The 12,021-nt window shown below is 70.1% G+C and carries 11 protein-coding genes; 8 read left to right on the top strand and 3 right to left on the bottom strand.

Going from position 1 to position 12,021, the window contains the following annotated elements; translation table 11 throughout:
- The first annotated feature begins 43 nt into the window (after positions 1-43).
- Together MU407_RS03015 and MU407_RS03010 are read left to right on the top strand one after the other, a co-directional pair.
- Positions 44-769, top strand: a complete 726-nt coding sequence (locus MU407_RS03015; RefSeq protein ID WP_233190671.1) for a lysophospholipid acyltransferase family protein — start codon at positions 44-46, stop codon at positions 767-769.
- A 112-nt stretch (positions 770-881) separates the two neighbouring features.
- Positions 882-2,279 (top strand): 3-deoxy-7-phosphoheptulonate synthase class II, encoded by a 1,398-nt coding sequence (locus MU407_RS03010; protein WP_102235854.1) that lies wholly within the window; start codon positions 882-884, stop codon positions 2,277-2,279.
- Positions 2,280-2,369: 90 nt separating this feature from the next.
- Here the strand turns inward: MU407_RS03010 and pknB are convergent, their stop codons facing one another.
- Positions 2,370-4,472, bottom strand: coding sequence for a Stk1 family PASTA domain-containing Ser/Thr kinase (gene pknB / locus MU407_RS03005; RefSeq protein ID WP_102235855.1), 2,103 nt, complete (start codon positions 4,470-4,472; stop codon positions 2,370-2,372).
- A gap of 155 nt (positions 4,473-4,627) precedes the next feature.
- Here pknB and MU407_RS03000 point away from each other — a divergent pair, with 155 nt between their 5' ends.
- Positions 4,628-4,981 (top strand): Rv2175c family DNA-binding protein, encoded by a 354-nt coding sequence (locus MU407_RS03000; protein ID WP_246955188.1) that lies wholly within the window; start codon positions 4,628-4,630, stop codon positions 4,979-4,981.
- A 51-nt stretch (positions 4,982-5,032) separates the two neighbouring features.
- Here MU407_RS03000 and MU407_RS02995 read toward each other — a convergent pair whose 3' ends face one another.
- Entirely contained in the window at positions 5,033-6,160 is a 1,128-nt protein-coding gene (locus MU407_RS02995) for a polyprenyl synthetase family protein (RefSeq protein WP_246955186.1), read from the bottom strand.
- 163 nt (positions 6,161-6,323) lie between these two features.
- Between MU407_RS02995 and MU407_RS02990 the strand changes: the two genes are divergently transcribed.
- The 5 genes from MU407_RS02990 to MU407_RS02970 all read left to right on the top strand — a co-directional run bounded on the left by MU407_RS02990 (position 6,324) and on the right by MU407_RS02970 (position 11,490).
- Positions 6,324-7,481: a DUF4192 domain-containing protein gene (locus tag MU407_RS02990; protein ID WP_246955184.1), complete on the top strand. Its 1,158-nt coding sequence runs from the start codon at positions 6,324-6,326 to the stop codon at positions 7,479-7,481.
- Between the two features lie 51 nt (positions 7,482-7,532).
- A complete protein-coding gene (locus MU407_RS02985; protein WP_246955182.1) occupies positions 7,533-8,678 on the top strand; it encodes a homoserine O-acetyltransferase in 1,146 nt (381 codons plus the stop codon).
- 63 nt (positions 8,679-8,741) lie between these two features.
- Complete coding sequence (locus tag MU407_RS02980; protein ID WP_102235859.1) at positions 8,742-9,140, top strand: universal stress protein; 399 nt, start codon at positions 8,742-8,744, stop codon at positions 9,138-9,140.
- A gap of 222 nt (positions 9,141-9,362) precedes the next feature.
- On the top strand, positions 9,363-10,973 hold the full coding sequence (locus MU407_RS02975; RefSeq protein ID WP_281507580.1) for an RNA polymerase sigma factor: 1,611 nt from the start codon (positions 9,363-9,365) through the stop codon (positions 10,971-10,973).
- 1 nt (position 10,974) lies between these two features.
- Entirely contained in the window at positions 10,975-11,490 is a 516-nt protein-coding gene (locus MU407_RS02970) for a GNAT family N-acetyltransferase (protein WP_102235861.1), read from the top strand.
- A gap of 113 nt (positions 11,491-11,603) precedes the next feature.
- Here the strand turns inward: MU407_RS02970 and MU407_RS02965 are convergent, their stop codons facing one another.
- Positions 11,604-12,011 carry a Rid family hydrolase gene (locus MU407_RS02965; protein ID WP_246955178.1) on the bottom strand — a complete coding sequence of 136 codons (408 nt, stop codon included), beginning with the start codon at positions 12,009-12,011 and terminating at the stop codon, positions 11,604-11,606.
- Positions 12,012-12,021: the final 10 nt, after the last annotated feature.

Below are 12,021 nucleotides of genomic sequence, written 5' to 3'. Positions count from 1 at the left end.
CGGAGGGCACGATGGTCCGCTGTGCGGCGCTCGGATCGAGACCGTGGAGGACGACGTGCTGTACGAGCTCGCCAAACCGTTCGTGATGACGGTGGTGCGACTGTGCTGGAACCCGACCATCAGCGGCCAGGAGAACATCCCGGCCAGCGGACCGGTGATCCTCGCCTCCAATCATCAGGCCTATTCCGACACCGTTTTCCTACCCGGGCAGGTGCGCCGCAGCGTGCACTTCCTGGGCAAGGGCGAGATCTTCTCCGGCCGGGGCCCGATCAAGCGTCTGGCCGCGGCGGTGATGCGCGGCCTGCACGTCATGCCCGTGGACCGCTCCGGTGGGACCGCCTCACGCTCCGCGATCCAGGCGGGTCTGGACGTGCTGGCGCAGGGGAAGGTGCTGGGCATCTACCCGGAGGGAACCCGCAGCCCCGACGGGAGACTGCACCGCGGCAAGACCGGCGTGGCACGCCTCGCCCTCGCCTCCGGGGCACCGATCGTGCCGGTGGCGATGCTCGGCGCCCATGAGGCCCAGCGTGGCCGACGCTGGTTCCCGCGCCGCCACCCGCGGATCCGTGCCGTGGTGGGGGCCCCGCTGGATGCCGCGCAGATCGCCGCCGAGCACGCGGGCCGCAGCGAAGGGGAGGTGCTGCGTGGGGTGACCGACGCGGTGATGGATGCGATCGCGGAGCTCTCCGGGCAGGAGCGGGTGGATGAGTACGCCGCCGATGTGAAGCGTCGACAGCGCGAACAGCGCGAGCAGGACGCCGCGAGCTGACCGATTCCGGCCCTCGGACCGACGGGATGATCCCCGGCGGGCGTCCCGGCATCGGTGACCGAGCAGTGAAACTCGGCCTCGAGCACCCGGGGATACTGGCTACCCTGGTCATGTGAACCTCTTCAGCCCTGATGCTCCGGCCCGCGCCCACTCCTTCAGCCTGTCCTCGGCCGCCGACGGCCTGGCGGCCCTCGGCGTGTGGCGCGACTATCCGCTGGTGCAGCAGCCGGTGTGGCCCGATGAGGAGGAGCGCGCGAAGGTCTTCGCCGATCTGCGCTCCGCTCCGCCGCTGGTGTTCGCCGGCGAGGTGGATGTGCTGCGCGAGCGCATCGCTGCGGCCGCCCGCGGGGAGGCGTTCCTGCTCACCGGTGGGGACTGCGCCGAGACCTTCGCCGACTCCACCGCGGACCGCATCCGCAACAAGATCCGCACCATCCTGCAGATGGCGGCGGTGCTGACCTACGGCGCTTCGGTGCCGGTGGTGAAGATGGGTCGCATGGCCGGGCAGTTCGCCAAGCCGCGCTCGAATGAAGAAGAGACCCGCGACGGCCTGACGCTGCCCACCTACCGGGGGGATGCGGTCAATGAGTTCGCCTTCACCCCGGAGGCCCGCCGCCCCGATCCGGCCCGGCTGTGGAAGACCTACACCACCAGCGCCTCCACGCTCAACCTCATGCGTGCCTTCACCGGCGGTGGCTTCGCGGATCTGCGCGAGGTCCACTCGTGGAACCGCGGCTTCACCTCGAGCGGGGTGGGCTACGCCCGCTACGAGGAGCTGGCCGGGCAGATCGATAAGGCCGTGCGCTTCATGGAGGCGATCGGCGCGGACTTCGATGCGCTCAAGGTCGTGGAGTTCTACGCCTCCCATGAGGCGCTGCTACTGGACTACGAGGAGGCGCTGGCTCGGATCGACTCGCGCACCGGGGAGATCTACGGCTGCTCCGGCCACTTCCTGTGGATCGGGGAGCGCACCCGCCAGCTCGAGGGCGCGCACGTGGACTTCATGGCGAAGCTGCGCAACCCCATCGGCGTGAAGCTCGGCCCCCATGCCACCGTCGAGGATGCTCTCGAGCTGATCGAACGCCTGGATCCCGAGCGCGAGCCCGGGCGGCTGACCTTCATCACCCGGATGGGCGCGAGCATGATCCGCGACCGCCTGCCCGCCCTGGTGGAAGGGGTGCGGGATGCCGGCGCCCAGGTGGCGTGGGTGACCGACCCGATGCACGGCAACACCATCACGTCCTCCAACGGCTACAAGACCCGCCGCTTCGAGGACATCCTCGACGAGGTGGTGGGCTTCTTCGAGGTGCACAAGGCCGCCGGCACCGTCCCGGCCGGACTGCACATCGAACTCACCGGCGATGACGTTACCGAGGTGCTCGGCGGCACCGGGGAGATCGACGAGGAGGGCCTGGCCCGCCGCTACGAGACCCTCGTGGACCCGCGGCTGAACCACCAGCAGTCCCTCGAACTCGCGTTCCTCGTCGCGGAGATGCTCACCCGCGCCTGATCAGATGCGGTGGGCCGACGGTGCCGTGCGCGCCGTCGGCCCCGGCGCACGGGAGCGGATAGCCGGGACTCGGCGGGATCTCGGGAGCGGTCAGAACACCTTGATCGTGACCGTGGAGCCCTTGGCCAGCTCGCTGCCGGGCTCGGCGGACTGCTCATAGACCATCCCGAACACCGGCTCGCCCTTGTCGTGGCTGACCTGCACGGTGAACCCGGCCTTCTCCAGGGCCTTCCGCGCGTCCTTCTCGGACTTGCGGAACACATCGGGGACCTTCACCATCTCGGGCCCGAGCGACGTCACCAGGTGGACCTCATCCCCGCGGAACAGGGTGCCTGAGGCCGGGTTCTGAGAGATCACGGCACCGCGCGGCACCGAACCGGAGTGCTCCTGCGAGGTGGTCACGGTGAAACCGGCCTGCTCAAGCGCTGAGCGGGCGGCAGCCTCGCTATTGCCCCGCTGATCCGGCACGGTGATCGGCTCGCGGCCCTGGGAGACGACGACGTGGACCTCCCCGCCGGCGGGCAGCGCCTCAGCATCGGCGCTCTGGGAGATGATCTCGCCCTCCGGAACGGTCTCGGAGTAGGCCGCCTCATCCTCGACGAGAGTGAGGGAAGCATCCTCGACCTGGGTGCGGGCGTCCTCGAGCGAGAGCCCTTCCAGGGCCGGCACCGGGAACGTCTGGATGCCCTTGGAGACCACCACGTGGATGGCTGCGCCCTTCTTCACATCGCTGCCGGTGGAGGGATCGGCGGTGATCACATGCCCGGCCGGGACCTCGTCGTCGAACCGCTCCTCGGTGCTGACCTGAAGGTCCGCCGCGCGCAGGGCGGACTCCGCGTCGGCCAGGGGAGTGCCGACCACAAGCGGCACGGTGCGGTTCGCGCCCGGCCCCTCATCGAGGTACCAGGTGGTGGCCGCCCAGGTGCCGCCGGTCATCGTGCCCACCAGGGCGACGGCGGCGGCCGCTGCCATCGCGCGGGAGCGCAGACGGGTCCCGGCGACCAGGTGCCGACCTCGCCGACCCCGCGGGCTGCGCAGCGTGACCTGGCGGGAGGATTCCCCGTCCTCGGACTGCTGCGTATCCGCGGGCTCATCAGCAGCACAGTCCGCGGCGGGGTCCGCATCAGGGTCTGCTGCGGGATCGGTGGGATCAGCGGGGAAAGAGTGCGCGGCAGCGGGCGCGTGGTCCTCTCCCGTCCCCGCATCACCGGTGAGGGCGGGCGGGAAGGCGCGGGGGCTGCCCGTCAGATCCGCGGCAACGTCATCCAGGGCGGCGGTCAGGCGCGGCACCTCTCCGGTGGCGGCATCCTCGATCTGCACCGGGCAGGTCGCCAGGACCGTCGCGGGCAGGGTTCGAAGCAGTTCCCGGACCGCCTCCAGCAGGTCGATCGCGGTGGCGGGACGCTGGCCGACGGGCCGGGCCGCCGCCCAGGTCACGAGGGAATCGAGCTCGCGCGGCACCCCGCTGACGCGGGTGGACGGGGCCGGGATGTCCTCGTGCACATGCTGGAAGGCGATATGCACCGGCTGCTCGCCGCGGAACGGCTGGGTGCCGGTGAGCATCTCGAACAGCACCACACCCAGGGAGTACAGGTCGCTGCGCTCATCACAGTGTCCCCGGGTCACCACCTCGGGGCTGATGTACGCGACGGTGCCCAGCAGCGCGGCGCTCGCCGAGGAGTTGTTCGAGCCGGTCGCGCGGGCCAGCCCGAAGTCCGCGACCTTCACGGTGTCCTGCGCGTCCAGCAGGATGTTCTCCGGTTTGATGTCGCGGTGGACGATCCCCGCCTCATGCGCGGCCACCAGCGCCTGCAGCACCTGCTCGGTCACCCGCAGGCTTTCGCCGACGCTCAGGGGGCCCTGGCGCACCATGCGCGCCCGCAGCGTCTCACCCTCCACGAGCTCCATCGCCAGGTAGATGCTGTCCCCGTCCTCGCCCTGGTCGAAGACGCCCACCACGTTGCGGTGCGCCAGGCGGGCCGCCGCCCGGGCCTCTCGGCCGAAGCGGCGTCGGAAATCCTCATCCATCGCCAGGTGGGGGTGCATGATCTTGAGCGCCACCACACGGTCCAGGCGCTCGTCATGGCCGCGGTACACGGTGGCCATGCCGCCGCGCGCGATCGGCTCCTCGACCCGATAGCGGTCATCGAGGAGCAGGCTGATGCCGGGGGAAGTCGACGTCGCCGAGCTCACAGGGCCAATCTAGGGTGCTTCACGCGCGCGGGAGGGGACCGACACACGGCACGGGTGTCACACGCTGTGAGGTGCCTCCCGGGGCCGGGTGGCCCGGTGCTGAAGGGCGCCCGGTGCGATGCGCTCCCCGGTCGGTGCATGGCACCCTAGGAGGCGTGAACGACATCGATACCCTCATCACCGATTGGCTCACGCTCCCCGATGTCGCCGAGCGACTGGACCTGGAGGTCTCCAAGGTCCGCCGTCTCATCGAGGATGGCCACCTCGTCGCGGTGCGGCGCGGTGACCCGGTGGTGCGGATGATTCCCGCTGAGCTGCTGGTGAACGATGCCCCGGTCCCGCATCTGACCGGTACTATCACCGTACTGCGCGATGGCGGATTCAGCGACCTGGAGCTGCTGGAGTGGCTGTTCACGGCCGATGACACCCTGCCCGGGCGCCCCATCGATCACCTGCGCCGCGGTCAGCGCGGCGAGGTGCGCCGCCGCGCGCTCGCCCTCGCGCTGTGAGGCGCGTGCCCCGCTGACCAGCGGGCACAGCGCGTTGCGGGGGAGTCGGCGTCAGGCCGACAGTGCGTCCACATCAGTCGCCAGATCCGCCATCCGCTGCAGCCCCGCCAGGCCCGGCCCGTCGATCGCCCCCGCGCCCTGCAGGATCTCGCGGGCCCGGGAGGCGCGTGCCCGGATATCCGTCGCAACGGAGGCGACCGCACCGGTGGCGCGCATCAGCTCATGCACCGCCAAGATGTCCTCCGGATCCGCATCGGCCTGGCCCACGGTGCGCTCGAGCAGCTGCCGACCCGCCGCATCGGCCGCCTGTTCGGTGCGTGCCAGCAGCGCCGTGCGCTTGCCCTCGAGGATGTCCCCGCCCACGGGCTTGCCGGTGCTGTCCTGATCCCCGATCACGCTGAGGAGGTCATCGCGCAGCTGGAACGCTGTGCCCACCTCGATCGACCAGGCCGAGAGCGCATCCAGCAGCGGCGCCTCGGCTCCCATGAGCGCAGCGCCCATCCGCACCGGGCGGAGCACCGAATACGGCACCGTCTTCCACCGGATCACCGCTAGGGCCGCCTGCTCGGGATCCTCGACGGAGCCGAGCCCCGCCGCCTGATGCAGGATGTCCAGATACTGCCCGGACATCACCTCGGTGCGCAGGGCATCGAACTCCGCCCGGGCCCGCGCCACGGCGTCCGCGTCCCCGGTGATCTCAGAGGCGAGCTGCTCGGACCAGCTGAGCGCCAGATCCCCGAGCACGATCGCCACCGCGATCCCGAACTCCTCAGCGTCGCCCCGCAACGAAGCCGCACGGTGCCGCTGCGCCGCCTGCACATGCAGTGCAGGCCGGCCGCGCCGCACGGGGGAGTGGTCGATGACATCGTCATGCATGAGCGCCGCTGCCTGCACCAGCTCGATCGCCGCCCCGCAGCGGGCGAGCTGATCCAGCTCATCGGGGTGCGCCTCGCGGCCGAGCGCGGTGACCCCACCCCAGAAGCACAGCCGGGGACGCAGCAGCTTTCCGCCCTCGAGATAGGTACCGAGGTCATCGACCAGAGCAGCGGCCTCCGGGGCGATGCCTGCCAGGTGCTCCGATCTCGCCGCGAGCGCTTCGCGGGTGATGCGATCGGCCTGCTGCACCATCTGCTGCTCCAGGGCGGAGAGCACGGCGCTGGAGGGGGCGGAGGCAGTCATGAGCAGTCCTTTCTCGCGAGCCCCCCGATCCTCCCACAGCGCGCCTGGATGCCGATCCCTGGTGCGGTCCGCCGCGGGACGACCTCTCCTCCACAATGCCCCCTCATCCACAATCGGGCAGGGGGTGATGCTCGTAGAGCGCTCGGTGGGACAGGGTCGCTTCATGACGATGAACATTCCGCCCACCGCCCCTCACGAGCCGCCTCTGCTGCCGCTCGCCGATCCCTCCGAGCTGCTCGCCCAGGCACACCTGAGCCTCGCGGTGATGCCGTGCGACTGCCTGCTGCTGGCGACCGCCGGCACGGTGACCGAGCCGCCCATGATCACGCGCAGTCCCCTGCAGGACATCACGGATCCGGGAGGTGCGGAGCGCCTGGCCCACCAGCTGCATCTCATGGCCCCCGGAGGTGATCAGGTCATCGAAGCGCTCGTGGTGATCGGGGACGGTTTCCAGGAGGTGCTTGAGCCGCTGGTGCGTGAGATTCTCGAACGCCTGGGAGAGATGCTGCAGCAGGCAGCCCGCAGCCTTGCACTGGATCGTGAGGATGTGCTGGTGCGCGGTGCTGCCTGTGGCCGCTGGTGGTCGGTGGACCCGGCCAGCTCGGACTCCGCTGCTGCGGTGCAGGTGGCCGCAGCGGGGGAGCTGCTCCCCTTCTCCCGCACGCGCACCGCCGCGAGCGCGGTCCTGGCCGGACGCTGCATTCCCCGCCCACCGCTGGACACCGCCCGCCTGCGCGCCCTCGGCGCGGATCTCACCATCCCCGCCCCGGATATCTCGTCACGGGCCGATGTCGGCATGCTGTTCGCCCGCGCCCGCACCGCGCTGGAGCGCCTGGAACGCACCCCGGGGCCGGATGCCCAGGGGGTGTGGATGACGGAATGTGAACACATCGCTGCGCTGCTCTCGGCGCTCGCCGTGGACCGGCTGCACTGGGAGCTGATGGGCCGCTGCGTCGAGCGCGGTGCAGCGCGAAAAATCGACCGCGAGGACCTGCTGCCCATCCTCGCCAGCGACGGCAGCTGGCGCCCCCACGCCGACGTCTGCGCAGGTGGAAGTTGGTATCGAGCCCTCGAGGAGCTGCAGGCAGTGGCCGCCGGAGCGATGACTGCCGCGCCCGTGCAGGAACGCTCCACGGCGCGCTGCGCCTGGCGCGCGGTGACCACGCTGCTGGTGCTGCTGGCGTGGTGGAACCACCGCTATGCGAGCGCCGGAGAGCTCGTGGCCGCCCTCGAGGAGGTGGAACCGCACTCCTCTTTGGCACGCTTGCTCACACGCCTGATCGACACTCCGGTCCGCCCGGCCTGGAGAGCGGCGCCCTGACGCGGCTCCGCCCCGGCTGCTGCGGTCGGCCTATGGACAAGGAGCCTCGGTATGACCGCAGCAGTGGATGCGCCCGCGCTCCCGCGCGCTCCCGGCCCCTGGCGCCCTGAGCACGGCCCCGGAGACCGCCGCTTCATGCCGATCGGAGATCTGCCCCTGGAGAGCGGTGAGGTTCTGCGGGACGTCACCATCGCCTACGAAGCCTGGGGAGAACCCGCCCCGGATCGCTCCAATGCGGTGCTGGTGCTGCATGCCCTGACCGGAGACTCCCATGTGCGCGGACCGGCCGGTCCCGCACATCCCAGTCCCGGCTGGTGGGAGAGCCTCGTCGGCCCCGGCCGTCCCATCGACACGGAGCGACACTGGGTCATCGCACCGAACGTCCTGGGGGGTTGCCAGGGCAGCACCGGGCCCTCCAGCCCGGCTCCCGACGGACGCCCCTACGGCTCCCGCTTCCCGCAGCTGACCATTCGTGACCAGGTCGCGGCGGAGCGCCGGCTGCAGCAGGCCCTGGGACTGCCCAGCTGGGAGCTCGTGATCGGCGGGTCGATGGGCGGCATGCGCGCGATCGAATGGGGCGTGAGCCACCCTCAGCTCGTGCGGAACCTCGCGGTCATCGCCTCGAGCGCACGCGCGAGCGCCGACCAGATCGCCTGGAACAGCGCCCAGATCGCTGCGATCGAAGCCGACCCCTGGTTCCGCGGCGGCGACTACCACGACAACCCCGCCGGCCAGACCCCGAGTGTGGGACTGGGAATCGCCCGCCGCATCGCCCACACCACCTATCGCAGCGCCGAGGAGTTCGAGGCCCGCTTCGGCAATGACCCCCAGGATGGTGAGGACCCCCTGGACGGGCGCGGCCGCCACCAGGTCACCAGCTACCTCGACCACCATGCCGACAAACTCATCCGCCGCTTCGACGCGGGCACCTACCTGTCCCTCGTCCGCTCCATGAGCACTCACGACGTCGGCCGCGGCCGCGGCGGGGTAGCGGCGGCGCTTGGCCGCATCCGGGCCCGCACCCTGGCCCTCGCGATCGACTCCGACCGTCTCTTCCCACCCGCCCTCGTCCAGGAGATCGCCGAGCACACCCCGTCGGCCCGATACCACCTGGTCAGCTCACCGATCGGGCATGATGCCTTCCTGCTGGAGCATCCGGGACTTCAGCGGTGGATAGCACAGCCGCTGGACGGCTAAAGTGGGCGGTTGCCGGGCCGCGGACCAGCGCCCGGCAGGCATCGCCGAGCAGAACGGAGCGGCATGACGATCGTCGTGGGCTACTCGCCCTCCGGGCAGGGACGCGCCGCGCTGCGCGCCGCCCTGCGCCAGCAGCGCCGCACCGGGGAGGTGCTCGCGATCGCGTCCCATCGCTACGACGACCCCGAGATCGGCATGACCTCTGCCAGCGAGCAGCAGATCCGGGAGGCTCTCGCCGCGGAGGGCGCCGCCGCTGCCGAGGTGATGATCCGCTCGTGCTCCGAACAGGACATCGGCGAATTCGTCCTCGCCCTGGCTGAGGAGGTCTCCGCCTCCCTCGTCGTCTTCGGGCTGCGGCGCAAATCCCGCATCGGCAAGCTCAATCTCGGGGCCTCCGCCCGGCGCATCGTGCTGGGGGCGCGCTGCCCGGTGCTGACCGTGAAGGCCGAGCCCGCCGCGTGAACCCGCCATAGCGGGGACCCGCCTCGGAGGGGACTGCGGCGGGGCCCGCCCCGGAAGGGAAGCGAATCCGAGGCCCGGCGGCAGATCTGCAGGACGGAAAACAGTCGCCCTGACGATCGGACTGCGGTGCGGGAACCGCGGTGCGGGAATAGGGGCGGTCCTGGCCGCGTTGTATAGTGATGAGGCTTGACGGCACCGTGCCCTCGTGCGCCATGAAACGGTCTGACCACCGTCCGCGCCGGGCAGCGGAGCCACCAGACGCGCCGAGATGACGACCGCCCGAGAGCGGTGGACCGCCCAGCGGGCCGCTGCCGGAAGAAGGAACGAGTGACCTCTCCCAAGACCGCCGAGAAGACCGCCACCCCGCGCCGCTCGACCCGGAGCACCGCGAAGAGCTCGACCGCGAAGAGCTCGAAGGCTGCCACCACCTCCGCGACGCCCGATGAGCAGGAAACCGCGACGACGTCGGCGACGAAGACCTCGGAGAAGAAGACCCCCGCGAAGAAGGCTCCTGCGAAGAAGGCCTCCGCGAAGAGGACGGCCGCGAAGAAGTCCCCGGCGAAGACGACCGCCGCGAAGGACACCGCATCTGAGGCCGCGCCCGAGGCCGAGTCGGCCGAGGACACCGCCACGGAGCAGACCGCGGACAAGCCCGAGAGCAAGACGGCCGCCAAGCGCACCGCCGCCAAGAAGACCACGGGCAAGAGCTCCTCCGGTACCTCTGCGAAGAAGGCAGCGGCCAAGAAGTCTGCCGCGAAGGCCGCGCAGAACGCCGAGGTGGATACCGACGAGGAGGAGGACTCCGAGTCCGCCGCCAAGGCCGAGAAGGACGCCGACACCAAGAAGGTCGAGGAATCCGGCGGCTTCGTCTTCAACTCCTCCGAGGACGACGCTCCCGCGCAGCAGGTCGTCACGGCCGGGGCCACCGCGGACCCGGTCAAGGACTACCTCAAGCAGATCGGTAAGGTCGCGCTGCTGAACGCCGCCCAGGAGGTCGAGCTCGCCGAGCGTATCGAGGCCGGTCTGTTCGCGGAGCAGAAGCTCAAGCGCGATGAATCCCTGGCCCGCACCAAGGCCGGGCGTGAGCTCGCGATCATCGTGCAGGACGGCCGTGCGGCGAAGGACCACCTGCTGGAGGCGAACCTGCGCCTGGTGGTCTCCCTCGCCAAGCGCTACACCGGCCGCGGGATGCTGTTCCTGGATCTCATCCAGGAGGGCAACCTGGGCCTGATCCGCGCGGTCGAGAAGTTCGACTACGCCAAGGGCTACAAGTTCTCCACCTACGCCACGTGGTGGATCCGCCAGGCCATCACCCGTGCCATGGCCGATCAGGCCCGCACCATCCGCATTCCCGTGCACATGGTCGAGGTCATCAACAAGCTCGCCCGCGTGCAGCGCCAGATGCTGCAGGACCTGGGCCGTGAGCCCACCCCGGAGGAGCTCGCCAAGGAACTGGACATGACCCCGGAGAAGGTGGTCGAGGTCCAGAAGTACGGCCGCGAGCCCATCTCCCTGCACACTCCGCTGGGTGAGGACGGCGACAGCGAGTTCGGTGACCTCATCGAGGACTCCGAGGCCGTTGTGCCCGCGGATGCGGTGAGCTTCACCCTGCTGCAGGAGCAGCTGCACTCTGTCCTGGACACTCTCTCCGAGCGGGAGGCCGGTGTGGTCTCCATGCGGTTCGGTCTCGAGGACGGCCAGCCCAAGACCCTGGATGAGATCGGCAAGGTCTACGGCGTCACCCGCGAGCGGATCCGCCAGATCGAGTCCAAGACCATGAGTAAGCTGCGCCACCCCTCGCGTTCGCAGGTCCTGCGCGACTACCTGGACTGAGATGGCAGCAGACCTGGCGGTGCGCCGCCTGGTGCCCGATGACTGGGCGGCGTACCGGATGCTGCGCCTGGAGATGCTGGCCGATGCCCCGGACTATTTCTGGAGCACGCTCGAGATGGTGCAGGACCGCGACGAACAGGCCTGGCGGTCCGAGGTGGCCGGGCCTCGCACGCATTACCAGGCCGTGCGTGACGGCGAGGTGGTCGGGGCGCTGAGCATCGATTGGGTGGGCTACACGGCTGAGCATCCGCTGGCCGAGGGCTCGGTGAACATCGTCTCGGTGTTCGTGCGCCCCGCCCACCGCGGCACCGGCGTCACCGCAGCCCTTCTCGCTGCTGCGGATCAGGCGATGCGTGAGCGGGGCCGCACCCGGCAGCTGCTGGAGACCCCGGAGGACAACACCCCGGCCCGGCGCACCTACGAGCGACTGGGCTTCACCGAGACGGGACGACGGTTCCCTGATCCGCGCCGCGCCGGGCTCGAGGAAGTCGAGTACGAGCGGATTCTCCCGGCCTGAACACCCCTGCTCCGTGCTCGCCACCGGCGTCATGGCAGCGTCGGCATCACGGCAGCGCCGGTATGACGGCAGCGCCTAGGGCGTGTCTCCAAAGGCGCTCCAGCCGATGCGCGTCAGTCGATCACGGCGGCTGTGGCTTCGACTTCCACGAGCTGGTGGTCATATCCGAGTGCGGCGACACCGATCAGCGTGCTCGGCACGTCATGGTCCCCGAACGCGTCGCGGACGACCTCCCATGCCGCCACGAGATCAGCCTGGTCGGAAGAGGCGACGAGCACACGGGTGGCGATGACGTCTTCTAGTGCGGCGTTAGCCTCTCCGAGGGCGACCTTCATGTTCTCGATGCACTTGGCGGCCTGCGCTGCGAAGTCACCTTCACCACAGGTCGATCCGTCGCTGTTCAGCGGGCACGATCCTGCCAGGAAGATCAGGCGTGCTTCTGCGGGTGCGGTTGCAGCGTAGGCGTACTCTGCTGCATCCGACAGCACGTTGGAACGAATCAGGGTCACGGCCTTGGGCATTGCTAACCTC

Origin of the sequence: Brachybacterium sp. Marseille-Q7125, from assembly GCF_023062615.1 — a bacterium.
Classification (GTDB): domain Bacteria; phylum Actinomycetota; class Actinomycetes; order Actinomycetales; family Dermabacteraceae; genus Brachybacterium.
The sequence above is the reverse complement of the archived record's forward strand: the minus strand, read 5'-3'. Positions and strand labels throughout refer to the sequence as shown.